This is a genomic window from Vibrio penaeicida, assembly GCF_002933855.1.
GTDB classification, from domain to species: Bacteria; Pseudomonadota; Gammaproteobacteria; order Enterobacterales; family Vibrionaceae; genus Vibrio; species Vibrio penaeicida_A.
In genome coordinates this window covers 18345-42660 of sequence record NZ_BFAQ01000007.1, presented here as the reverse complement: position 1 = coordinate 42660, position 24316 = coordinate 18345, and the positions used below count along the sequence as shown (strand labels likewise).

Annotated in this window: 19 protein-coding genes; 6 read left to right on the top strand and 13 right to left on the bottom strand. The window is 44.1% G+C overall.

The genetic code is table 11. The features are described 5' to 3' along the window. From VPNCDNU1_RS01800 to VPNCDNU1_RS01760, 9 genes are all read right to left on the bottom strand, one after another. A partial coding sequence (locus VPNCDNU1_RS01800) for an MFS transporter (protein WP_201797101.1) occupies positions 1-847 on the bottom strand: 847 nt, incomplete at its 3' end. Then, a complete protein-coding gene (locus VPNCDNU1_RS01795) occupies positions 844-2181 on the bottom strand; it encodes a cache domain-containing protein (RefSeq protein ID WP_104398768.1) in 1338 nt (445 codons plus the stop codon). The genes VPNCDNU1_RS01795 and VPNCDNU1_RS01800, both read right to left, overlap by 4 nt. Further along, the gene (locus tag VPNCDNU1_RS01790; RefSeq protein ID WP_104398767.1) at positions 2178-3173 is read right to left on the bottom strand and encodes a gamma-aminobutyric-acid receptor subunit beta; all 996 of its coding nucleotides are present in this window, start codon (positions 3171-3173) and stop codon (positions 2178-2180) included. Before VPNCDNU1_RS01790 ends, VPNCDNU1_RS01795 begins: the two co-directional genes overlap by 4 nt. Then, on the bottom strand, positions 3170-4708 hold the full coding sequence (locus tag VPNCDNU1_RS01785; protein ID WP_104398766.1) for a pyridoxal-dependent decarboxylase: 1539 nt from the start codon (positions 4706-4708) through the stop codon (positions 3170-3172). Before VPNCDNU1_RS01785 ends, VPNCDNU1_RS01790 begins: the two co-directional genes overlap by 4 nt. A gap of 207 nt (positions 4709-4915) precedes the next feature. Next, the gene (locus tag VPNCDNU1_RS01780; RefSeq protein ID WP_104398765.1) at positions 4916-5872 is read right to left on the bottom strand and encodes a hypothetical protein; all 957 of its coding nucleotides are present in this window, start codon (positions 5870-5872) and stop codon (positions 4916-4918) included. A gap of 4 nt (positions 5873-5876) precedes the next feature. Further along, positions 5877-6599, bottom strand: a complete 723-nt coding sequence (locus tag VPNCDNU1_RS01775; RefSeq protein WP_104398764.1) for a hypothetical protein — start codon at positions 6597-6599, stop codon at positions 5877-5879. 84 nt (positions 6600-6683) lie between these two features. Beyond that, positions 6684-7616: a hypothetical protein gene (locus VPNCDNU1_RS01770; RefSeq protein WP_104398763.1), complete on the bottom strand. Its 933-nt coding sequence runs from the start codon at positions 7614-7616 to the stop codon at positions 6684-6686. A gap of 52 nt (positions 7617-7668) precedes the next feature. Next, positions 7669-7968, bottom strand: coding sequence for a hypothetical protein (locus VPNCDNU1_RS01765; protein WP_104398762.1), 300 nt, complete (start codon positions 7966-7968; stop codon positions 7669-7671). 15 nt (positions 7969-7983) lie between these two features. Then, positions 7984-8409 carry a hypothetical protein gene (locus VPNCDNU1_RS01760; RefSeq protein WP_237324057.1) on the bottom strand — a complete coding sequence of 142 codons (426 nt, stop codon included), beginning with the start codon at positions 8407-8409 and terminating at the stop codon, positions 7984-7986. Between the two features lie 143 nt (positions 8410-8552). Between VPNCDNU1_RS01760 and VPNCDNU1_RS01755 the strand changes: the two genes are divergently transcribed. The 3 genes from VPNCDNU1_RS01755 (at position 8553) to VPNCDNU1_RS01745 (ending at position 10140) form a co-directional block, all read left to right on the top strand. Beyond that, the gene (locus VPNCDNU1_RS01755; RefSeq protein ID WP_104398761.1) at positions 8553-8816 is read left to right on the top strand and encodes a hypothetical protein; all 264 of its coding nucleotides are present in this window, start codon (positions 8553-8555) and stop codon (positions 8814-8816) included. 213 nt (positions 8817-9029) lie between these two features. Further along, positions 9030-9521, top strand: coding sequence for a mobile mystery protein A (locus VPNCDNU1_RS01750; RefSeq protein ID WP_201797100.1), 492 nt, complete (start codon positions 9030-9032; stop codon positions 9519-9521). A gap of 10 nt (positions 9522-9531) precedes the next feature. Continuing rightward, on the top strand, positions 9532-10140 hold the full coding sequence (locus VPNCDNU1_RS01745; protein ID WP_104398760.1) for a mobile mystery protein B: 609 nt from the start codon (positions 9532-9534) through the stop codon (positions 10138-10140). Between the two features lie 279 nt (positions 10141-10419). On the opposite strand, the gene VPNCDNU1_RS01740 is transcribed toward VPNCDNU1_RS01745, so the two are convergent. The 4 genes from VPNCDNU1_RS01740 to VPNCDNU1_RS01725 all read right to left on the bottom strand — a co-directional run bounded on the left by VPNCDNU1_RS01740 (position 10420) and on the right by VPNCDNU1_RS01725 (position 14691). After that, on the bottom strand, positions 10420-11745 hold the full coding sequence (locus VPNCDNU1_RS01740) for a DUF3644 domain-containing protein (protein ID WP_104398759.1): 1326 nt from the start codon (positions 11743-11745) through the stop codon (positions 10420-10422). 208 nt (positions 11746-11953) lie between these two features. Next, the gene (locus tag VPNCDNU1_RS01735; RefSeq protein WP_104398758.1) at positions 11954-12910 is read right to left on the bottom strand and encodes a hypothetical protein; all 957 of its coding nucleotides are present in this window, start codon (positions 12908-12910) and stop codon (positions 11954-11956) included. A 57-nt stretch (positions 12911-12967) separates the two neighbouring features. After that, positions 12968-13741 (bottom strand): lamin tail domain-containing protein, encoded by a 774-nt coding sequence (locus VPNCDNU1_RS01730; protein WP_104398757.1) that lies wholly within the window; start codon positions 13739-13741, stop codon positions 12968-12970. Between the two features lie 59 nt (positions 13742-13800). Further along, entirely contained in the window at positions 13801-14691 is an 891-nt protein-coding gene (locus VPNCDNU1_RS01725) for an N-acetylmuramidase family protein (protein WP_104398756.1), read from the bottom strand. Positions 14692-15014: 323 nt separating this feature from the next. On the opposite strand from VPNCDNU1_RS01725, the gene VPNCDNU1_RS01720 reads away from it, so the two are divergent. From VPNCDNU1_RS01720 to tamB, 3 genes are all read left to right on the top strand, one after another. Next, entirely contained in the window at positions 15015-18617 is a 3603-nt protein-coding gene (locus VPNCDNU1_RS01720; RefSeq protein WP_104398755.1) for an FG-GAP repeat domain-containing protein, read from the top strand. 201 nt (positions 18618-18818) lie between these two features. Continuing rightward, the gene (gene tamA, locus VPNCDNU1_RS01715) at positions 18819-20534 is read left to right on the top strand and encodes an autotransporter assembly complex protein TamA (RefSeq protein ID WP_167404697.1); all 1716 of its coding nucleotides are present in this window, start codon (positions 18819-18821) and stop codon (positions 20532-20534) included. Next, on the top strand, positions 20531-24298 hold the full coding sequence (tamB, locus tag VPNCDNU1_RS01710) for an autotransporter assembly complex protein TamB (RefSeq protein ID WP_104398753.1): 3768 nt from the start codon (positions 20531-20533) through the stop codon (positions 24296-24298). The genes tamA and tamB overlap by 4 nt, the downstream gene beginning before the upstream one ends. Positions 24299-24316 lie beyond the last annotated feature (18 nt).

Here is a 24316-nt window from a genome sequence, read left to right as displayed (position 1 = left end):
AAACCGCCAGTGAAAGGTACACCGCGCACACCACTGAAGTAAAAATGCAACCCAGCACCACAATGCTGCGGTTGAGAAAAGACGCCCCAGTACTAACAAATATGCCAAGGGTTACGCTACCAAACATAAACATGGTCAGCAGAAGTTGCGACTGTGATTCGGTAAGCGCGTTTTCCATTCCGTATAAAGTGAGAAAAGAGGGCAAACCAAAGAAGCTGATGCCGCCAACAAACGCTGAGACTAGAATGACTTTGGCGTGGCGCAGCGCAAACCTTACCCGAACGGTTCCTGCATTGTCGGAAGACTGCGCTTTTTGCCCAGCAAACAGCAGAAGCACAAAGGGTAAGCTGGTGATGATGGCACTGGTTTCCAGTTGCCATTCGGGGTCGATATACGGCAGTTGAAGCAGCAATGGTCCCAGTGCGAGCCCGCCTGAAAGTGCCGCCGAAAATAACCCCATAACTAAACCTTTTAGCTTGCCTTGAATACAGGTGTTTAATGAGGTTTGGATGATCACCAGCATCATCCCCGTGGATGCGCCGTAGCAAAAAATACCCATCAACCATAACGGATAATGTTGGCTGTGAGAGAGTAAAATAAGGCTGGAAGCTCGAAGTACCGACATCAGAAGAATGGAGGGAGACAACCCCCATTTTTCCACACAACGAGAAAGGGGGCGATAAAGTAAAAGGATACCGATGATCTCAAAACTCATGGCAAATCCGATTAAGGTGTTGCCATAGCCCTGCTCACTCATAGTGAGCGGTATGGTGACGTAGTTAATGCCAGAGGAAAGCTGAACAAACAAGGTCGCGATGATCAGTAAAAAAGGGGCGATTTTCGTCATTCTGTATTCTCCTTATACACTTTCCAAATCAGCTCGATTCGGTTTTTTTCACCCGAGACTAAGTCGAAGCCCATTTGTCTTAAGCGGTTGATGGTGCTCATGATGCCTAGCTCGTCTGGGGTTTGCTGTGCCATATAGGCGCTGCCAGTAATGTGCTCAAACTCGTTGGCTATCAACGAATGAAGGGCGATGAGTTTAGAAGACGTATCCAAGTAAAAATGAGTAGAAAATGCCCAGCAATCGAGGTGTTCTTTTAATAAGCTGGTCTCCGCTCTGAGCTGTTCTGATTGTGCTCTTGCCAGTTGAGCGTGCAGCTGTGTTAATTCTTCCGTGATTTTATCGCTGGTGAACACCGCTTCTGTTTGCATTGGAATGTGCCAGTCATGAAAACCTTTGCAACGTTTGTAGGTGTGCTGATCCAATGAGTGGAACCAATCCTGAACCGATTGCTTGTCTGATTGAAAGGCTAAGGGTCTCAAGCTTTGCGAGTAATGATAAAGCGCTCGAACGCGTGGTGTGTGCTTCACCAGATCCCTTGGAATGCGCTTGTAAAAATATGTCGTTAATCCAGAAAGCAGTACATTTAAATGATGTGCACGAGAAAGCTTTTCTTTGGCGTTGGCTTCTCGATGGCGAATGGTGTTGAGGTGATTGACTTGCGAACGGCGTATCCACCAGATGATCATACCCACAATCATCCCCAAAAACAGAATGATGATCTTGGCTTTATCGAACACGCGCTCAATACTTTCTAGCCTTTCCTGAAAAGCGCTGATTTCCAAATCCATTGCCAATATGCCGGCAAAGTCTCCTTGGTCGCTATAAAAGGGTGCATACGCACTGATGAAACTGCCCCATTGATCGCTGTAGGTGCTGATCTCAATACTGTATCGTTCGAGCGATCGTTTTAACTCGATCGGAGCATCGTCATACAAGGTCATCAGGGCGGGGGGAGGATCGGGCAAACCATCGCCATCGGCATCGTTCTGTGGGCTCGGGTTCACCATAAAGTAGACGTTGCCGTCTTTGAGCACGCTGGTGTAAATGTAACGAACATCCGCAGCGGAACGGCGGATCTTCTCCATTTTTTCGGCCATGGCTTGATAGCTTGCATCGGACGCTTTGGTGCTTTCATCAAAGGTAAGGTGCATTGCGCCATCGAGCGTTGAAGCCGAGGTTTTTACTGTCGAAATCAGCCCTATTTTGATTTGGTCTTCCAACGCATTGAGCGATTTGGAATAGAGCAAGTAGGTGGTGACCCCGAGCAGTAAAATGAAGATGGATGAACAGATCACCGCTTCAATGATGGTCTGTAAAGATTTGGATGGTCTCATAGTTGGCTGTTTACTCCGATCAAGATGGCTATCGCGGCAAGAAAAAAGGTAGGGAACGCGGTTCGGCAGTACGGAATCAGAGCGTGGGCGGCTTTGCCTTTTTCTTCGCGGATTTTGACGAACACGATGATCAAAATGGCGGCGAAAATACTGACGTACCCCATGATGATCATGCGTTCAATAAATGTGGTGTAGGGCAGCCGTGGCAGCAGGCTACTGGTGTAGAAGGTATACGCCACGACCGTCAGCATCATGGTAAACGACGTCATCAGGCGTTCAGAAAACCCTTCAATCCAAAATACCGCCCAGCTCGCGACCAATATTAACGACAGCGGAAGAATAAACTGCCAAAGGTAATAGTTCGGCTTTCTGTTGGCATCGATGGTTACGGTTAAGCGGGAGTAGTAGGTGCTTTCGGCGTCATCCAAATGGTGGTAGCTGTGTTGGCTCACTTTCGCGGTGGGGGTGCTTTCCATATCCCATTCGCTGATGATTTTGTTGGTTAACTCCTCCACATACACGCTGGCGTCACCAAACTTTAAGCGTTCTTGATCGAACGAAAAGGGTTCCATGATGATTTCAAAAGATTGGCGATCAAACGGGAAGCGGCGAAAATCCATCTCTGTGGTGAAGGTGCCTTGAAATCGTTCGTTGTAGGTAATGTCGCCATTGCTCGCGATCACCAAGCGTTTATTTGGGGTGAGGCGCTGCCCTATGATGTTGATGAATTCAAATGCTGGCACCCACGATCCTTCTTCAAGCAGCTTGTCGAGGTGTTGGTTTTCTATCAATCGAACCCCTGATTTTGGCTTAAGAGGGTGCTTAACGTCTTGCCAAGTTGCTACGAGGTAACCATCGATTTTGTAGGTTTGATCAATGGTGTTGACACCGTAAATCTTATTGATCGAAAACGAGGTGTGAATAACGTGCTGTGCATTTGCTGAAAAAGATAAAAAAATCAGTACACACAGCGCAAAAAATAGGGATTTCATTGGCTCTCCTTTAGGGTGTTTGGATGAGCAAGGTTGGTGTTTGGGTGAACAAGGTTGGTGTTTGGGTGAACAAGGTTGGATTGAAGGTGAACCACGCGAGATTGAGGTGTATAAAAATTGGGCTGGCTGACCAATGGGTTGAGTGTCGGCAATGTATGGGCGTCAAACGCATTAGAGGCGGAGAGCTCAGCCAAAAATTGATCAATTAAGGGGCGCTGAACGTGGCTCAGTAACACGGCGTGGCTGAAACGTTGTGCCTTGCCATTTATCGATATATTTTCTTGCGCGAGGGAATATTTCTTATTGATGTGAGCGCATGGCGACGAGAACCGAACAATGTTGGCACCCGGCATTCGGGGTAATACGGTGAACTTTTGTTGCTGCAGTCGTTTTGAATTGGAGAGCTGTTGCAGTGCGGCTTGCAAGTATTCAGCGTTGTTTTCATTTTGCTGAGCGATCTGTTTTAGCCCTTGAGTACCAAGAGAGGTGAGCCGTTCCCAGAGGTAAAGGGAGTAAAGTCCTTGCCGAGAGCCGGCAATGGTGGAGTCGCGCCCGGCTATGTAGGTCGGGCGGTTTGACGAGCCGACTTTGTACCTTTCCTGCATAAGGTAAATACCGCAGCTCCAAGGTGCGCCTAGCCATTTATAAGGGCTGGTACACATCGACATCACTTCTCGGTGGCGAAATTCATAAGGTTCAGAAGAGACAGAAAAAGGATCCGATTGCAGAAACGGCGAGAAATTGGCCGAGAGCGCGCCATCCACATGAACCCAATAGCGCCTATTCTGCTCTGTGTTGACACCTAATAGGGGCTTTAATGTGGTCAGTATTTGAAAAATGGCGTCACTGCCACCGCTGAAGGTGGTGCCGTGATTCAAAAATAAAATAACCGGATGCTGCCGTTCTACAAAAAATTCGGTGAGACGATATAAGTCTTGCTCGACAACCGACCCGTATTCATCCACTGCGAGGCTTTTCTGCCAATCCCCTTGGTTGATAGGGCAAGCGCCGAGTTTTTCACCCACTTGGTTGAAGGTGGGGATCCCTAACATTTGGCAAGCTTTGTAAATAGAGTAATGCGTACAGGCGGAGCTAATTAACACTGGCGGGTTCGGTACATGCACCGATTTCTCATACCCTTCGACGGCGCTTCCGCTTAAGTAGTCTCTGGCATTCCATAGGGCATATAAGTTGCCTTCTGTGGAGCCCATTGCGGTGACGTAACCCCAATAGTTTCGCTGCGAGTTAGGCATGGTCATACCCCACAATCGGGCGTAATAATCGAGAACAGCACGCTCAAATTGCTTGGCATTGATTTGATAAGAACCCTCTTCATACCCATCGCCTAAGTTGAGTAAATTAAGTGATAAAAAGGGGCGTATTTCAGGTGGGAAAATCACCTCTTGGTTCGTTTGATAGCCTAAAAAGTGTGTTTTTTTTAGGCGCATTTCATCCAAGTAGTTTCCTAAAATATTGGCTTTTTCAGATGCGGGTATTCCATTTTCACAGATGGATAAATAGTGAGGAAAGCTCATAAGTGCCTCAGAATATTTGAACGAATGTCTCGTTAATTTAACGAGGCTTATTGATTCAAACGTGGGCAATGTTGCGTTTAACTCGGGGTTTAAAAAGGAACTGTTATAACTGTGAATCTCTCGGGGGATCTTCTGGCATCAGATTGAGTTAGAGATTGGCTGCCGGTACTTTTGATACCGACAGGTCTGGTTATGAAGCGAACCGATTTAAGACGCCATAGCCCATAGGGCAGCATCTTCCATTTTGTGGAGATTGAGGGCTTGTTGGTGTGTTGCGTTAGCTAATTCAAAATCGGAAATGATCTCGGGACGAAATGCCAAGCCCAGCTCAATGCATTGAATTTGCTGATTACATGGGTAGTAACTGATCTGATCGTTCAAAGAATGGAGATGGTGCGACTCCTCTCTATTGAAATTGAGATGTTCTAATAGTTCCTTCACTGTTGGGTACATCGGTTTGTTTTGCTGCCTGTCCTCTATGCTTTTTGCAAAGCTTTCCTTCCATTGAAAAGTGGTGCCAAATAAATAACAGCGAATGGCATGCATCAATAACCAGTAGGTCGATTTGGTGTTTCCACCGCTGTGTTTTTGGTGGCTTTTCCAATAGAAATAGAGCGCAGCAATGAATTTGCTTTGCGCTTGGCTGTCGGTGTCCATCATAGCCAACATAATGGCTTGGTTGATTTTATGTGGGCGTGGAATTGCTTTAGCCACTTTCAATGTACTTTTATCGCTCGATGCCTTTTTTGTGAACGATGGCTTTGTTGTAAATGGTTGCTTCGTTGTGAATGATGATGTGTTGCGAGCAGATTTGGTCGAAAACGAAGATGACCGACGCAAACCAAGCCGCAAACCTCTTTCGTTTAGGGTGCCTCCACTCAACCAGTCTACGTGATTGAGTGGGTTAATCGGGCGAACGAACGCATTGGTCGCAAGCGGTTCAGGTTCAACAATTGCGCATGAATGCACGCTATGCGATTTTATTGGCTCGGATTCAGGTTCAATGGCAGTGGGCTTTATATTGGGCACAGAATTTGGATCTGAATGTGGGCTCGAAAGGTTGATGTACGCCAACTGATAAGCCAACTGCTGCGCAATTCCGGGCTCCGCCCCTGCCATTAATGCGGCGCTGAACGCCGCATAGTACATTTCGTCTGAACTCATGGCATTACTCCCTGTTGGAGATAGAGTCCGGCGCATTTAACGCTTTGATACTGCTGTTAAATTGAGGCAACGCTTCGACAAAACGATTGATGACCTGTTCCGCTGTGGCGGCTTCTATGGGTTTTTCATTGATGTAAGTATCCACTTCTGTGCGGATGTGCCCACCTGTCAGGGCGTCTTTTTCTCTTTGAATCACAATCGCGTGTACTGCTTGGCAAAACGCAAACGAATCGGTTTTGCAATAAATACGATGCTGGCTGCCTGTGTTGCCACTTTCAGGGTAACGCGCAGAGGCGTAAGAGACCATATAAGGCTGAGTGCTAGGATCGTTACCGATAAGATCTTCGCAAGAAAAGAGAACGAAATCTGTAGAGCGGTAGCGTTCCATCATGTCATTGCAAATCGGTAGGTCGGCCTCTATGGCAAGGTTGTAGTCGCAGAAGAACACGTCTACACCCGGAATTAAGCTTGAAATCATGGTGTCAAAAGCCGATTGCAAACCTTCTGGCAGTTCATCGTCGTCGGGGAGCTGTTCAAATTCTTGTGAAGTGACCGAGTAAGAAGCGCGCCATTTGGCGAGTAATTCTTGCCCGTTACCGTTATCTCTGAATTTGTAGGCGACTTTGTAACCACTGTCGAACATGTCTTCAACGTCAGGTTGGTCAGTTAAAAAAGCGAATTGGCGTCCGTCAGACGCTTCACATAAGCGAAAAAGTAGTTGTCTCATGGTGATCTCCTGTTGAGGTATAACCTCTACAGAATAATGAAACCTAGGAATGGGTTCTTGGCGTAATGGACGAAAAGATAAGGGTTATGGGTATTTTTCAGACATTAGGCTTGGCGCAACACCTGGCAATTTTCTAAGGTGAGGACCAACGTGTTTTCTTTTTTCTTCGAATGTTTCACTTTCTTCAGGCTCTTCGTACTTTATAACAGGTGGCGTAGGGAGAAAGGTGTGTTCTTGTCGTGCGGTTTCTAATTCAACATCCGGAAAATTGGATATATGAGGGTGGTCTTTAAGTGAATTTTGCTCCGTTCTACACGCCTTTAGGTTGGCTGAGTTTGGGGTGACTTGCTCAGAGTTGACTTGCTTTGAGTTAACTTGTTCTGGATAAATGAGCTCTGGCACGTTTGTGCTTACGCTTACTTCGGCTGGCTCCTTTGAAAGTATGCTTTGCTCGGTAAAGTTTTCCCTCTGATTTTCATTGCGAGTAAACGCTTCGTCAGGCATACCAGACAGTGAGAGCGACATGTCTTGCAGGTAATTCTTGTAAGGGTTAAACGCATCATCAAAGGTGGCGACTTGGCTTTCTTCAGCGGATTCCGTCGGCTTTTCTATGGCTGATTTTGTATCTGTGTTTGCACCGCTGTTCTTGGTCGCGCTGTTGCTCTTGGTCACGTTGTAGCTCTTGGTGACGCTGTTGCTCTTGGTTGAGCCGTTGCTTTTAGTTGCAATGTTATCCTCGGACGAATGGTCAGTTCGGTTTTTTGTTGTGTGAGGTTGGCTAACCGCTAAATCTTCATTTGTACGGTTATTCACGGTGCCACTTTGTGTCACTGCGACTATTTCATCTTTCTTTTGCTCTTTATGAGCTTGATGTTGTTGATGACCTTGAGAGTGGCGAGATGACGTTTTAATGGGTGCAGCAGGAACACGCTGACGGATGGTCGCTTTTTTCAGTTTGGCTCGTGGTTTCAGCCGATAACCATACGGAACCCAAATTATACGTGTTCGATGCTTCATGATGCCTCTCACTCTCGGGGATTTGTAATGGGAATATAGGTTACCGACGCTACTAAAGAATGCTTTTGACCAGTGCGTGAAATGTTTTGTTCACCACTTTTTGAACATCAGCTTTTGCGGCGATTTGCCACGTCAGCATTTCCGCTTCCACGATTCGCATTTCTCTTTCCAATTCGATTTGGAAATCTTCTTCATTTATCTGCCCCTGTTTTCTCGCCATAAGGAGCATTTCTAGTTCATTCATTTGCTCATCAATGCACGACTTTAATGCGCTGCTGAGCAAATCTTTCATTGGTGATGTTTCTAGCTGAGAAGTGATGGTGTCGATCACTGAGTTAATACTTTCCTGCATGACAATATCCTTTTGTTATTTCTTGGCTAATTCGCCTTCGATCAAGGCATCAAAAAGCCTTCGGTATTGGCTGGTGCGGCGGCTGATAATAAAATCGGAGAGGGTGTTGTTTTTCTTGTGAGTGGCTTCGTCTTGTATCCAGAAACCTAAAAGAGTTTGAGTTTGTTTGAGCGATTCTGTGTTTTTCTCTCTTCGTTTTTGTCTTCTTTCTAAACTTCGAATTTGCAGTAAAACCTCTTGGTAACGTTTGGCAAATAAACGGTAGTGTCTTTCTTCTACGGGGGTAAAAGATAAATCCATATACAGCCTGTCGACTTCACGATCGATCACCTCGATTTGCTTTAGCGTTTCGTTGTCGTAACTGGCGATAAATTGAAGCGCACAGCCAGACAGTGCGAGCATAAGTGTGAACCAGCTTAGAATGAGCAGTTTGTTTTTCATGACCAAATCCAGAGTGGTGAAAAGTGCTTTTATCTTGGCGCAATAAGGGGAGAAAAGCTCAGGGTAATGGACGAATTATTTCGTTGTTTTTGCCAAGTTTTTACAGAGGTAATGGAGTAGCCTTTGAGGAAGGAGGTAACGATATGGAAGAGTTACTCAAAGGGTTGGAGATAGCCCAAAAAGCCCTGAAAAAGAGACCACAAAAGCCCAAACTCACCCCCGAACAGTTCCTACAGCTCGCCAAAGTAAAGAAAGAGATGGAAAAGATCTTAATGGGCAAACAGACCGTCAACGACCTGTCAGACAAAAACAAAGAAATGCTGATAAAGCTGGCAAAGACATTTGTTGAGGAAGCGGCAGAGAAGGCAAAGGTGGGGAATGTAAAGCAACTTAATATAACTTGTTGATCATATTGATCATATTGGTTATATGTGAGTGTATACGTAAGGTGTTGAAAATGTCAGGTATGTACTCTTATATGATTACAGTTAAGTTTTATTGTAATCATATACGATTACAGTTAAATTTTACTGTAATCATATACGATTACAGTAAAGTCATATATGTCTTATAATAAGGTTACATTTACTTAAGTGGTTACTCAGAAAAAGGGCGATATCATGCCTATGTTCAAATCGATAAATACTAAAAATACCGTTAAGCAAACAGTGATTCAGCAATATAGAACCATTGCCAACTCATCTATTGGGTGCAAGCTACCCAACACACCAAAAGAAGGCTGGGTGCGAACGGTTCGTAAAGCTCTTGGCATGTCGGGTGCCCAGCTCGCAGAGAGATTAGGTTTTAGCAGAAACAGAGTCTCTGTACTGGAACGAAAAGAAGCGGAAGGCGAGATTACGCTTAACCAATTAAGAGTACTTGCAGAAAAGCTCAACTGTGACCTAACGTATGCCTTGGTTCCTCGAAAGCCAGTAGAAAAAATCATTGAAGACAAAGCTTTAGAGATCGCGACTCAAAGTCTAGATTCCAACGCTCAAAACATGTTTTTAGAAGCACAGTCTATCGATGAAGAAGCACAAGCCCGCTTGCTCAAACAAATTAAAGAAGACCTTATTGCGTCAGGTGGTCGTGTTATATGGCAAAAATATTAAGGCGTAACTTTTGACAGAATTTATCAATGACCCAGAGGGTGCAACGCCATTATCACCTGACGACATGCTTGGTTTGAAACATAAGCATATCGAAACTCGCGAGCAACTCAATGAGTTAGAGGCGGCTAACATACTCCAAGGGCAGATTTGGGCAAGTAAACTTAAAGCTCCAACTTTAGAAACGATTTTTGATCGTGATTTTGTCACCCATCTTCATATGGAGCTTTTTGGTGATGTATGGGATTGGGCGGGTCAATTCAGAATTAGAGAGCTTAATATCGGAGTGGAACCTCGCAATATCCTAGTAGAGTTGCATAATTTCCTTGAAGACGCAAAGTGCTGGATAGAGTTCAATCATTTCGAGCCCCTAGAGTTGTCAGCCAGAATTCAACACCGCTTGGTTCAGATTCATCCGTTTGTAAACGGGAACGGACGACATTCTCGAATCTTTACTGATATCGTTCGGGTTTATCTGTTGAAAGAAAGACCTATGAAGTGGGCAGAGGCAAAGCTAGAAGATATGACAGCAGAGCGTTCTGCATATATTTCAGGGTTGAGAAAAGCAGATGGTGGTGATGTTAGTGAATTCGTCGAATACCTTCGAAAGCTCGGTAATTAAAGTTGGTAGAGACTTATTATTGAAGAAGCAGCAGAGAAGGCAAAGGTGGGGGAGGTTGGTGAGTCTGAGGGAGGGAGCGACTGAGTCTGCCTACCTTCTAGGTAAAGATAGTTGTGACAGCTTGTTCATGTCCTATTCGGTGTTAAGACTGACGCCATTGTCACCTTACACGACGGTTAGTCGACTTACTTTTTCTAATGCAAGTAATCTGTTTAAAAATTAGAGGGAGATCAATAACTGGCTCCTAGCTAATATCAAAAGGAGCCATATCGCAAATACTTAAGTGAGAGTAGTCTGTTTACTTCTCTTCTTCTTAGCTTGAGTCTTTGCTTGCTTGATAAAATTATCCTTCACCGTAATTTGCCTAACGAGCTCATCAACCGCATCTTGAGAATAAATATGTGTGTTAGATATCTTTTGATAGTGGTGGTGCTTGTTACAAGTTGCTTTCCAGTTCAGCTTTGATACTGCCGCTTGGAAACAGTGACTATTTATTGTTGGTTTTCCCTTTTTGTCTCGAGCTACTAAGCACTTTTCTAGTTTTGCCATATCGTAGTTAGCTTGAAGGTTCTTATTGATAGCATCAATAGCAGTCTTTTGAGTGAAAGTATGAGTTTTCTCTGGGTCTACTTGCTTTTCAACTACAAGAGCCTTTTTCAACTGCTCCAAGTCCTGAGCTTTACCGTTAGCAGCAGCAAGTATTATCTGACTGTCTTTCTCATCACGAGCATACACAAGTGATACATTAATCGGTATGGCGAACTCAATATCATCTTCTTTCTCGATTTCATCTTGCACCGTTTGAGCTAGTTCGAGCATATCTTCCGCAGCCTTACCATACAATGAACGCAACACTGGCTCGGGTGGCATCTTAAAATCACCAACTAGCGATATCATTCCAGCATGCTGAGATTGCATAAATGGTACCTCTGCAAACGCTTGAAACTTAGATGAATAATTAAGCACGCCAGATTGGAATATACGAGAAGCCAACCCTTGAAGCTCAGGCATAAGTAGATGAACAGCACCATCACGCCAATCAGCTATACGAGATATATTTTTTCTTACATTGTCATTTTCTTTGAACAACTTATCCAGACATTGCCTTAAAGATATTGTTTTCTTTACGCCTTGCTTATTCGCTTTTTCGAATACCGCTTCTTCACCATCTCGCTCAATGATAATTGCCTTAAGAAGCTGCTCCCAAGCTGTTGAGTACATCATTACAAATCCATCTAATTTGTTTTCAAGTGATGGTCTGTTGTAAAGCTCTAATGCAAGCATCATATTATCTTTGGACTTTTTGAGCAGGGCTTTAGCTAAGTTAGATTTACATTTATGACCTAGCTCTTGATAGTGCTTACTCTGAGATAAACGCTTTTTAAACTCGATAAAACTTACATCTAGTACATTTATTGCTTCGTATGTATTAACTTCAATCTCTGTTAAGAATTGAGTTATTTGACCCTTCCCATAGTAAGATTTGAATGTACTTAGCTTCCAGCCTACATGCTCGATAAGCTCTTCTTTGGTGAAAGTTGAACTCTCTGTTTGATGCTTCTGCAAGAACTGGTACAGCAATAACTGCATTTCGACTTTAGCCATTTGACTTCCAATAATTTATAAGCATTATTGCAATGCATTGTATTGCGTACCACTAAGATGATCAGAGAGTGACATCAAATAAATGAATACCTCTCCTAATCCGTATCCTACCAATTTAGCAAAAACGCTAGCTCAAAAATGTCCAGTCCTGAATTATCAAGTCAGCAAGTCCACAATTTGTTGAGGCGTTACACGTATCCAGCCCAACCTAAGATTTCCTCCCCCCAGTTGAAGCGCTCACCACTTCGGTATTTTTTCTAATACCATCAATCAACCGGTCCAGTAGCGTGAACATAACCTCAATGCTGTAACCCGCCAAAAAAGCCAACGCCATAGGGGAAAGGGTCATATCCCCCATTTCTGGTTTTAATAACCAGCCTGTAATCATTCCGGCAAGGCAACCTAACGTTAGCCTGAGCCGATATCCCACTTCGCGGCTGGCGGTGTAGGTGAGGTTTCTAACTTGCTGAAGTAAACTTCGTAGCACAAAAATAAAGGCGCCAAGAAGCCCGTACGTCAAAGGTAAAACGTAATTCTGCAGCATTTGAAGAACAGACTGCGCAGCAATCAGGTTGGCTTGGTATTCAAGCTCGGGGTGGGTCTGAGGGGCGATGTTGTACTGGGTATCGAATTGAAATCCTTGCCCAAACATCCATATACCGTTCCATTTCTTTAGGAGCTGATAATTGGCTTCTAAATCTTGGCTAAGTGGAAATTCGGCTTGTGGCAGAGCGTCGGCCAATGTTTGAGTAAGAGAGTGACCAAATAGGTAGAACATTTGAATGGCAAGCAAACAAATCAGTGTGAGCACGGTGTAGCGTCGATACCATGTGATCACACGTGCAGCCCCATTAAAAGAGGCTTTTCCATCGGTCACATTAGGAACTACAGCTTTTATACTTTCAACCGTGACGGGATACACTTGTTTGGCGAGCCTATCAAAACAGTGCAGTAATTGAATTTCGTTTTCCGTATTCCAGTATTTTGTGCCCATTTTCTCGTTCGCACGAGCGATGCCCATGGCGATATCGGCATCAATAGAAAGGTCCCCGTGCCGCGCCACATAGTGCAGTAGAAGACACCCATCATTGGCAAGGCGTTGTAAATCCTTGCTTGATTGGGGGCGGGAGTCATTCGCTAATGTCTTCACTGGTTTATTCGACACGGGGAAAACCTAATTGTTTGGGAAACCTAAATGCTAAGGAAAAACCCTTTACTAGGATTAATACTGATAGCTCGCCACTTCATGGTCGAGGTAATCAAATAACTTGCAACAACCGCTTTCATTGTTCCAAATCGCGCGTGGGCTATTAAAGCTGAACTCGTTGTCGCCAAGGTTCGTTTTGTTTGTAAACACTTTTACGGATGATTGAGCGAGCATGCGTGAACCTTCAGGGAAGGTAAATACAGTTTGGCTACGAATGGATTCCAGTCGCCAAAGGCTTATATCCACAGTGTTATCTGAAATATTGGATATTTCGACAAACTCATCAGCTTCGGTGTATTTTTCTTCACCATCAAAATGCAAATTACTGATCAGCACGTCGGCGTAGGCATCGCCGCCATAAACCAATCTAGAGGCAACTTGCCCATTTGGGGTCAATAGTGTTGCTGTATCGCCGTGGTTGTTCCAAATCGGCTTTTTGGATTGGAAGCTGAACTTACTATCACCAGCAGTTGCTACCTTAAGCTCTCCATGCGGTGCCAAAACCGACCCTTTAGGAAAGGTAAACTCTTGATCCGGGGAGCCTGCCTGAATTGTCCAATTGCACAAATCAATGGTAAGACCGCCGAGGTTATTCAGCGTAATGGACTCATCAAAGTGGTCGGTAAGCCCTTTGAAATCCAACTCACCAATCTCAACTTGGCATAGACACTGAAGCTGATTAAGCTTCTCCCAGTAGTTATCGAGATCCTTATAAGATGCGGGCTTGGTAAGCATCTCATCCGTTAAGTTTTTTAATGTGCTTTGGATAGTTTGCAGTGTAAGTGCCACGTTGTTCTCCTTAGTGTGCGAAATGCAGCTAGTGATATATTTTGACGTCAGTAACGCCATTATCCCGCGTATTTTTGATAAGCCGAAAGCAGTTTTTCATCGTATCGATTTTCAGCGTAAGCAGGACCGTTGTAGTAACGTGCGAACGTTGCCCAATCTAGTTCTTGAATCGCATTGTGCAATTTCGGATTTGATTTAATAAAACTGACAAACGCAAATAGGTGAAAATGTTCAGCAAAAAACATGTCACGGACAAAGGTTTCTACATCGTCATAACCCGCTGCAGCGTGGTTAAATCCCATGATTTGATAGCGACCCCAAGACGCCGATTTTAAAGCAGCTCTTCGGTCTAGCGTCATTGCTTCTTGCAAGCGCTCATATTCTTTCTCGCCGCCAACATAGAGCGAACGGTCCCATTTACGTGAAGAAATTTCTGGATGAGACTCATCAAATTTTCGACCGCTGTATTTAGAGAAAATATGCGCTTCAAACAGAATGCAAGGAGGCCCACTGGCAAAAAATCCACTGCCTGCCGACTCCACTTCAGACACGGCTTTTACTGCGGCAACTTCACAACCCAGTGACTCGGCGGCTTTTTCAAAATCTTCATCCGATAAGCCCTCTTCCGGCTCGATTCGAGGCAAAAATAGGCTTGGCGCAAAACCCAGTTCATCGGAAGCGGCTTCTGCCAATGCTTTGTGGCTTTTGCCATTGCAGTCGATACGACCGTCAGGGTTCTTGAATCCCAATAATGTTGCCTGCATCTTGCAGATCGCTTGGCATGTTTTGGAGTGCTCTACGTCACCTTCAATAACGCCATCTTCTTCTAATGGTCCATCCAGCCCGATGGCTTTTGCCGCTTCATTTAACGCTTTTTGAATCGCCAGTACGTCTTCTTTTTGGTTTTCAGCATGGCTTCCGACAGAGGAAGTCAATGGGATGTCTTTCATAGTTGGCTCCTAGTTGGGTGTGATCGTTTCCCTTAATGTAACGAACTAGCCGTGTAGGTAATTGGTGAGGACTATTAATTAAACAGGGAGAGTTACGAAAGCCGAGCCATGTTTTCTGTTTCAGGTATTGGTGAAAAACGCAGGCGAAATCATGTTGAGTCTTTAGGTGTACTTTTTGTTACCAAATATCAAACCTGTGAATAGCTTTGTGTTGTAAATACGACGTAGAGCAAGATTCTACTAATAACATCATCAAGTGAATATGATAAATTTCCTTCAAAATTAATAGGTTTAACCCTTATAAATACAATCAAAGGAAACATATGCTTTGTAAACTACAAGCGTCGTCAGCGCTAGGGATGGCTATTCTACTTTCTGCCTGTGGGGGAGGTGGTGGAGATTCTACTTCTGAGAACGGTGATGCAGCGCCAAAGACAGAACAGATTAACAGTAATTCTAAGATACTGAAAAATGCAACTCAGCATTCAGAATCAGAATTGAAAGTAGCGGCGAAAAACCTTGTTGAGCTGGGCTATTCTGGGGAATCACAGGCTGCATTGCTCGATGCATCTATTGTAAAGCAAGCTTCGAGCACTATATTGAACCGTGAATATGGATTAATTTTTCTTGATGATCAAATTGATAACTTCATCGCCATTGAGAATGTCGATGGAAAGTTGTTTACCTGTGGGGAGTCTGGTTTTGTTGACATTAGCTCAACGGTAGACGGACAGAGCTTGGGGACGGTATCTCTAGACTTTAATGACTGTATTACCCAGGACTATAAGACATCTCTCTCTGGAATGTTGGCAGTATCCTTTAATGATAAAAATGAAAAAACTTATTATTTTGACAATTTAGATATCGAAGGATTGAAGGTTACCGGATACACCCAGGTACATTATTCTGAATTTGATGAGCGTGGTTTTGAGAGAACTGAAGAAAGTCGCCTTCTATATTCTTACGACAATGGAAGAAAAATCAAAGTTAGCCAGACCGATTCTATGCGTACTCCAGACTACTATGAAGAAATAAATGTAAATGTGGATGGAACTGTGTGGCTAGGTGAATCTGGGAAGGTTAGTGTTTCTTCTCAAGGACTAAAAGCACGTAGAGGCATTAACTTTTTTGAAGGTTCAATGAGTTTTAATGCAGATAGTGAAGTGCAACTATTATTTTCGGATAAGTTCTTTACCTACAAGAAAGATATAGAACGTGATGGTTCTTTCGATGTAGGTACACACTTATCTAAAGTGAGTGGGTTTCAGTTTGTGTTAACTCAACCCATGGAGCTTTATCCATTGGATTCGTTGACACAGCCACCCGCATTTACGGGTATGCCCTCACTGCTGTCATATAATGTGAGTACAGCTAACACCATTGTTGTTGAAAGCTCGGAATTTTCAGACCCTGATACACCAGCGGAAAATGTACAACTGAGCTATCGATGGTATATCAATAATGAATTGGTTGAGGGAGAAATAACCAATACCCTTCCTGCCTATACGGCGGCTTATGGTGATGAAGTTAAAGTTCAAGCAGTCATTTTTGATGGAACGAGTTCAATAACCAGTGAATGGGCATATATTTTCCTTAATGACACTAAGCCAGTAATCAAAACGGACAACTTACCCGCACAAGTTTTTTCAGGGGATGAATTACAATTTGGCGTATCGTTGTTTGATTTAGATACCAATGATTCAGAAAGAATCCGTATGGAATCTGGACCCGACGGTGCAACAATCAGCAGTGATGGCGTTATTTCTTGGACGGCACCTTCCGATTTCTTATTTCCAACTCAAGCTTTTGAATTTACTTTTAAATCGGTCAATGACGACCATGAAGAATACGTATTGAAAGTTGAAGTAAGCGACAGCAAAGCAGAGCCTATTGCTCGTTCTGGTGAGTACAGTCCGTTCAAAGAGGATTCCATTGTTATCGATGACTTTGATGGTGACGGCTTAAATGAATTCCTGACGACAGACAATGGCAGTGGTCTATCCCTTTACTACTTTGAAAGTGGTCAATACAAACAAAAATGGATGTATCCATACCAGCTACCAAGCAATGGTTTAATACAGCAGGTGCACTATTTAGATATCGATAATGATCTTAAAAAAGAAATCGTTATAGTTACCTCAAAGAATATCCTTACCCTAGAAGATCTAACGAGTAAGCCTAAAGTGGTTTTCGAAGCTTCTCAGAATATTTTGAGGGCAGCATTTGCAGACACCAATAATGATGGCACGCTAGAAGTGGCAGTTTTGCATTATGATTGGGAGGATTATAAACCCAAGCTTTCTGCTTTTAGTTGGAATGACTTTTCTAACCCTTTAATAGCGGAGATTGATGTAACAGGAACCACTCAGCTTGTGTATTCGAATGTTGATAATGATCAGTCACCTGAACTTATATTAAATAGCGGTTTAGTTATCGACACCTCTACATGGGCGATTCAATGGAATTACAATGGACGATTTTCTGTAGACAGAATGATCATTGAAGATTTCAACCAAGACGGTGTGAATGAAATCGTTGGAAGAGACAATTTCAGTAACTTTTCTAGTTACTCTGCCGTAACGAATACTTTAATCAGTCTCTCGTCTACTCAAAGCTTGTCTCCATGTGATTTAGAGACATCTTATTCAACGATCGGAGTGAGCGAATTGTTGGTTATGAATTGTTCACATGATGGCGTAAAAGCATTCAAATTAGAAGGTGGGACTCTTTCTCAGGTGTGGCAATTGCCTACTTCTAGCTCATATGACGTAAGTTCCCTAACTATTGGCGATTTTGATAACGACAGCAATCTAGAGCTATTATGGGGGACTAGCCATAGTTATTCACTCAGAGGTTTTGCTAGTGCGGATATTTCTGGCAACAGTGTTACGCTGAAACATACAAGTATTGTCAAGCCTTCGACAGCATTTAGAACAGTAGGGTGGGCAAACATTACACCCGTTAAAGAAAAAGCGCTGTTTTTGGTTGGTAAGTACGGCAATAGTGATGTTAGAGATAAATTTACGACAGTAAGCTCTGAAGGCAAGGTCAACTTTAGCTCTGGAACAAGCTACACTAATTATTCATTACTCAATACAGTGCACACCGACTTTGATAGCGATGGCTATTCTGAAATCGTTATACCTAAATTTAATTATGGAGTCTCAAAGATAGAGCTAATCCAACTAGATGGTGAGCTGGTTAAGAATTCTCCTGATATAGCAGGAGATAACGGTGATATTATTGTGAAAGCTTCCGATTTTAACCAGGATGGAAAGAAGGAAGTTGTATTAGCTCATGGTACTGCGATGACGATATACGATGTAACGAACGATAGAACCATTGCATCTTATCAGCATTCACAGAGTGGTGAGCAAATTCGTGAATTTGAAGTGTACGATGCAATTTCTGGGTCTATTATTGTCTCACATGGACACAAGTTATCTCTTCTTAAAGTAACTGGTAGTTCAATGATCAAAAAGTCCACTTACAATCTCTCTAATTTCGGTTGCCGAAATATTTTAGTATTTAACCACGACTCAGACAGTAGCAAGGAAATAGCGTGTTTTTCTGATCAGACAACTGGCAAGGGTAATCAGCTTGTAGTGTTTGAGGTTGAAGGAAATACTCTAATATTCAAAGAGCAGTATTCTTTAAAATTTCATACGAAAGGCATAGCAGTTAACCTCTCTAAAGCTGATGAGCAAGGCTTTCTCCTTACAACTGAAGAAGACATGAATGTTTCACCTAGGGGAACGGATAGATACCATGTTCGAAAAACCGATAACAAAGGCAATACGATTTGGAAAAGCCCTCCTTTAATCGGAGAGCCAAGTAGTCACGGTATTAAGATTCGAACTCACCCCGAGAAAGGACTGCAAGCGCTCGTCTCTACCGATCAAGCTATGTACCAAATCAACCCATAGAACTTACCAAGCTAAAGGTGAACCGAAGGGTTCGCCTTTTTAACTGCTCATCGTTTACTTACTACTTACATCATACTCACCATACTTTTCTCTGTAATTAGAGCCAATATCAGTTTCCACTGTTTAACACTATGTGGCGCACGTAATTTCTGATAGCTTTGAGCGGTCTTGAGGAAAAGGTTGTACATTGCGCTGTCAGATATGAATAAGAAACAAATTTCGCGCCTGTTAGGGTGTGGTTTACTTACTATTGGATTCCCCGTATTCGCTTTCGATTTTGAAGTAGAAGGACTAGAAGGAGAGCTGGACACCAACGTGTCTGCTTATCTGTCTGCTATTGATCCCAGCGAATACTCAACGTCACTTCGGTTTCAATCCCGAGTGGAAGACAATATTCAGAAGGCATTAAAGGCACTAGGTCATTACCAGCCTGAGATTGCTTTTCAAGTTGGGGAAGATTCTCAATCCCTTACGGCATTGGTTGACCCAGGACCTGTGGTGGTGATTCGCACCAGCGATTTGATCATTTCAGGGGAAGCAGCAACGGATCCTGATTTCATTCAGCTTCGCAGCGATGCCAAACTGGGGGTTGGTGAACCGTTGAACCACAGCGCCTATGAATCTTACAAATCAAACTTACGAAATTTAGCATTAAGAAAAGGTTATTTTGATGGTGAGTTTGGTCAAACTCGTTTAGAAGTCTCTCCCGAGCATAAACAAGCCTTTATCACCATAGAATTTACCAGTGGTCAGCGCTATTACTTTGGTGAAACTCGGGTTTTTGGCAGCCAAATCCGCGAAAGCCGAGTGCGATCTCTGGTGCCCTTTGAAGCAGGCGATCCTTATCTGGCATCCAATATCGGTGAGCTGAATCAAAGCTTATCTAATACGGAATGGTTTTCTTCTGTGCACGTTGAGCCCGATCTTAGTTACATCGGTAAACAGCGCGAATTACCCATGAACATCAATCTTGCTCCACAGTCTGAAAATCAGATAGAAACAGGCTTAGGTTACTCAACAGACATTGGCATTCGGGGGAAAGTCAGCTGGAAAAAACCGTGGCTCAATGATCGTGGGCACAGCTTAAACAGCAGCATGTCCCTTTCTGTGCCAGAACAAGCCATTACGGCGAGCTACAAAATTCCGCTAGAAGACGTATTACGTGAATATTATGAAATCCAGTACGGAATGAAGCGTACCGACAAAGATGAAACCAAGAGCCTAGAGCATAACTTAGCGGTGAAACGACACTGGAAATTAGATTCGGGGTGGCAAAGAACGGCTTCCGTAAGATTTTTATACGACGACTCAGAAGAGCGTGGTCAATCTCGTATTTCTAAATTCGTGTTGCCGGGGTTCAGCTTCAGTCGTGCACGCGTTCGTGGTGGCGCCATGCCCATGTGGGGAGACAAGCACCTGCTCACCGTTGAAGCCGGAAATGAAAGCCTGCTTTCTGATACTGGTATTTTAAGAGTACAAGGTCGAACCGCCATTGTACGCAGTGTGGGTGAAAATCACCGTGGATTAGCCCGTTTCGATGCGGGCGGTGTATTTGCAGGTGAATTTGACAAAGTCCCTCGTTCCTTACGCTTCTTTGCTGGTGGTGATAACAGTATCCGTGGTTATGGGTATGAAGATATTCCTACTACTCAACCAGAAGATAAGTTCAGTGGTGGTAAATACTTAGCCGTGAGTAGCTTAGAGTATCAATATCGCGTTTATGGCAATTGGTGGGCAGCAACATTCGTTGATTACGGTGATGCATGGACAGATACACCCGAGTGGAAAAAAGGTGTCGGCGTGGGTATTCGATGGGCTTCGCCTGTGGGTCCAATTCGGTTAGATTTTGCTTGGGGATTGGATAAAAAACCTGACGAAAGATTTGCCATTCACTTTACGTTGGGACCTGAACTATGACCCGTACTGTTGCTAAATGGCTAGTGCGCTTTGCCCTTTTTATTCCGTGTTTTGTTCTTGTTCTGTTACTTCTATTGGGTGGCTTACTGTTTACACAAGCGGGGCTGAACCTTGCCATGTGGGGGGCGCAAAAAGCATTGCCCCAACTAACAGTAGACGAAGCTGAAGGGGCGATACTCACGGGTATAACGCTTCACCAAGTCAATTTTAATGATCCCGATTTATTTATCGATCTACAAGCTAAACAAGTGCAACTCGAACTGGATGCAGAATGTTTATTTGAACCCCGAGTGTGTATCGATAATCTAGCTCTAGAATCGTTATCCTTTGCTCTTACAGGCACAGCGCCTACTCAGGAAGAACCAACACCTTCAGAGCCACTCACCGAGATCACGTTACCTGTTCCTGTCTCAGTTAACCGTGTTCAGTTGAATGATATTGCGCTTGATGTGTTGGGTACAGAGATCAAGTGGAAGTCGTTTTCTACTGCGGCGACAATGGAAGGTCGAGTGCTGACGTTGCACCCAACAAAGTGGGATGACATCGATATTACACTTGCTCCAACCGACACCAACGCTTCGGTCGAAAAAGCATCGACGGACAAAGCTGCGACGGACAAAACCGCAGACATTGAACTTCCAGAAGTATTGATTCCGCTGGATGTTGTGGTGGAAGGCTTTGATATTCGTGATTTTACTTTACACGGTGAATCGCCAGTAAAAGTGCATCACTTGGGATTGAAGGCGAAAGCGAGCGATCATGTGGTCAGCATTGAAAAGCTAGTATTGGATATGCCAGAAGTTACCGCGGACGCTAGCACTGAAATCGAACTGAAGGGAGATTACTCCCTCCCGAAATTAACCCTTAATGCCAAACTCAATCAGACAGAGTTAAAAGGGCAAACCTTGGCGCTAAAGGCAGACGGTAGTGTGGCGGAACTCAACCTCAACGCTGATTTTGGGGGCGTCATAAAAGCGCACCTTGAAGGAAACCTAAAGCCGCTACAGGCTGTGTTGCCTTTCGACCTGTCTTTGTCACAAGGGGAAGTGCAATGGCCTCTTACTGGCAAATACGATTATCGTTCAGACATTGAAAGCATTGATATTAAAGGTAATCTGGATGCGTATCAGATCTCCCTTGCGTTAAAAGCGCAGGGCAAAGATATTCCGGATTTAGACCTCGATACGTCAGCAAGCGGCACATTAGAAAGTATCGATGTACACAGCTTAGTTCTCAATACGTTAGGTGGTCGAGTCTCTGGTCAGGTTGAAGCCGATTGGTCCAAGTTAGTGAAATGGAACACTACGCTCGGTTTAGACAGCATACAGCCAGGGTTACAATGGCCAGAAGCCGAGGGCAATATCAGTGGCAGCATTACGACCAATGGTTCCTTAACCGAAAATGGTGGTTGGAAAGTGGGTGTTCCACTATTGGCTATCCAAGGTTTAATCCGCGACTACCCGTTGTACATCAATGGTCAATTGGATGCGGCAGACATCAATAAAAGCGGTGAACCTAGCATTCATACTGAAGGGCTGGAGCTATCTCATGGTCCTAATAACCTATTTGTGTCGGGCTCATTGGATAAACAATGGGGGCTGGATGTAGAGCTAAACTTCCCTGAGTTTGTTAAGTCGATTCCTGAACTTCGTGGGCACATGTACGGCAAAGTCAACTTGCGTGGTGAGTTTGAAGAGCCACAAATCAAGGTGGAATTGAGTGTTAACGAAGTCGATTGGAAGCAAGAAGTGACGGTGGAATCCGTTGCTCTATCTGGCGATATATCTCCTCTCCCTGCTCCGAAAGGCGATTTGTCATTGGTCGTTAAAAACGTGAAAGCGCAAGACCAATACATTGATAATGTGGATCTGGAATTTTCAGGTACACAGGAAGCACATCAGCTTACGTTAGATGTGCTATCCGATTTGATTTCTACAAGTTTGAAGGTAGTCGGTGGGCTAACTGAGAAACCCGAGATGGTATGGCAAGGTGAATTACAGCGCGCAGAAATCACATCCGAGCAAGGTACGTGGACGTTAGAAGATAAGGCTGCATTAGGTTTTAACATGGCAACTAATCTGGCAAGCGTTCAAGCGCATTGTTGGAATCAACAAGGTGCGTCATTGTGCTTGACCAAGGACCTATCTGCTGGAGAAAGTGGTGAGGCGAATATTGCTATCAAGCAGTTTAACTTTGAACAGATTAAGCGCTTCGTCCCACAGGAAACCGACCTTCAAGGTGAAGTTAATGCGACAGCGTGGGCGAGCTGGGCACCAAATGCCAAGCCTGAGCTAAAAGTGTCTGTTTCTTTACCTGAAGGGCAGGTTACACAATCTTTAGATGCGCCAGTCACGCTAGGATGGAACAGCGTGACGTTGGATGCCGAGTTAGAGAACGATAGACTAAGAAGTCGTTGGTCGTTGGATCTGGCTGACAACGGTGTGATTGATGGTCAGGCGAATATTGCAAATGTGCAATCCAACAATCAAACCATTGACGGCAAATTGGGGATTCGTGAGATCCACCTCGGTATGCTCAAGCCTTTGTTGGGCGAATTCAGTAAAGCGGATGCCAATATTCATTCCGATCTTACTTTCAGTGGTCCCTTGCTTCATCCTAAATTGCAGGGTGATTTCGTTATCGAGAAGCTGATTGCCAAAGGCGACATTACTCCTGTTGACGTCAATGAAGGTCAAATATCCGTTGCTTTTAATGGATACGACGCTGTATTGGATGCGCAAATTCACACACCTGATGGCACGCTCAATTTAGATGGTGATGGTAATTGGGCGGACTTAAAGGCGTGGCGTGGTAATTTAGCGGTTTTTGCTGAAGAGTTGAACGTGAAGCTGCCGCCAATGGTTCACATTAAAGTGAAACCAGACCTTAAAATTTCAGCGACGCCTGAGCTCGCTAAAATTGAGGGCGACATTCATTTACCATGGGGGCGTATTGAAGTGGAAGAGCTACCGCCAAGTGCGGTTGGCGTCTCCAGTGATGAAGTCTTGCTGGATGAAAACTTCAAACCAGTGGAAGAAAAGCAGCCATTGCCTATGAACATTCAAACCAACGTTAATGTGAAAATTGGTGATGATTTCCGGTTAAGTGCTTTTGGTCTATTGGGCAATCTAAAAGGGGATTTAAAAGTCTCTCAACGTGACAAAGGACCCTTTGTCGTCGGAGAGGTCAACATACTTGATGGTTCTTATCGTTCGTTCGGTCAAGATCTGCTGATTCAAACAGGTAAGATATTAATGAATGGCCCTGTGGATCAGCCTTATGTTGTGATCACTGCCATTCGGAATCCAGACAATATCCAAGATGATGTAACTGCGGGTATTCGTGTCGATGGACCAGCGGATAATCCGCAGGTGTCGATATTCTCAGATCCAGCCATGCCGCAAGCTAATGCGCTGTCTTACCTATTGCGAGGTAGAGACATAGATGCTGAAGCGGGTGGAAACTTAATGACCACCACGTTGATTGGATTGAGCTTAGCGAAAAGCGGAAAAGTGATCGGAGAGATTGGTCAAGCATTTGGTGTGCAGGATTTGCAATTGGATACAGCGGGTTCGGGTGATGACTCTCAAGTAACTGTGAGCGGGTACATATTACCCGGCTTGAAAGTCACTTACGGAGTGGGTATTTTTAACTCACTTGGTGAATTCACCGTGCGCTATCGCTTGATGCAGGATTTGTATGTTGAAGCGGTTTCTGGTCTTGATAGTGCCGTGGATTTGATTTACCAGTTCGAATTTGATTAAGGCGTGAGCCTGATGGAG

Excerpts from the sequence above, each read along its gene's own strand:
- VPNCDNU1_RS01790 (WP_104398767.1), bottom strand. The coding sequence starts at position 3,173 with ATGAAATCCCTATTTTTTGCGCTGTGTGTACTGATTTTTTTATCTTTT.
- VPNCDNU1_RS01750 (WP_201797100.1), top strand. The coding sequence starts at position 9,030 with ATGCCTATGTTCAAATCGATAAATACTAAAAATACCGTTAAGCAAACA.
- tamA (WP_167404697.1), top strand. The coding sequence starts at position 18,819 with ATGAATAAGAAACAAATTTCGCGCCTGTTAGGGTGTGGTTTACTTACT.
- VPNCDNU1_RS01770 (WP_104398763.1), bottom strand. The coding sequence starts at position 7,616 with ATGAAGCATCGAACACGTATAATTTGGGTTCCGTATGGTTATCGGCTG.
- tamB (WP_104398753.1), top strand. The coding sequence starts at position 20,531 with ATGACCCGTACTGTTGCTAAATGGCTAGTGCGCTTTGCCCTTTTTATT.
- VPNCDNU1_RS01760 (WP_237324057.1), bottom strand. The coding sequence starts at position 8,409 with ATGAAAAACAAACTGCTCATTCTAAGCTGGTTCACACTTATGCTCGCA.
- VPNCDNU1_RS01720 (WP_104398755.1), top strand. The coding sequence starts at position 15,015 with ATGCTTTGTAAACTACAAGCGTCGTCAGCGCTAGGGATGGCTATTCTA.
- VPNCDNU1_RS01795 (WP_104398768.1), bottom strand. The coding sequence starts at position 2,181 with ATGAGACCATCCAAATCTTTACAGACCATCATTGAAGCGGTGATCTGT.
- VPNCDNU1_RS01740 (WP_104398759.1), bottom strand. The coding sequence starts at position 11,745 with ATGGCTAAAGTCGAAATGCAGTTATTGCTGTACCAGTTCTTGCAGAAG.
- VPNCDNU1_RS01725 (WP_104398756.1), bottom strand. The coding sequence starts at position 14,691 with ATGAAAGACATCCCATTGACTTCCTCTGTCGGAAGCCATGCTGAAAAC.
- VPNCDNU1_RS01765 (WP_104398762.1), bottom strand. The coding sequence starts at position 7,968 with ATGCAGGAAAGTATTAACTCAGTGATCGACACCATCACTTCTCAGCTA.
- VPNCDNU1_RS01785 (WP_104398766.1), bottom strand. The coding sequence starts at position 4,708 with ATGAGCTTTCCTCACTATTTATCCATCTGTGAAAATGGAATACCCGCA.
- VPNCDNU1_RS01780 (WP_104398765.1), bottom strand. The coding sequence starts at position 5,872 with ATGAGTTCAGACGAAATGTACTATGCGGCGTTCAGCGCCGCATTAATG.
- VPNCDNU1_RS01755 (WP_104398761.1), top strand. The coding sequence starts at position 8,553 with ATGGAAGAGTTACTCAAAGGGTTGGAGATAGCCCAAAAAGCCCTGAAA.
- VPNCDNU1_RS01775 (WP_104398764.1), bottom strand. The coding sequence starts at position 6,599 with ATGAGACAACTACTTTTTCGCTTATGTGAAGCGTCTGACGGACGCCAA.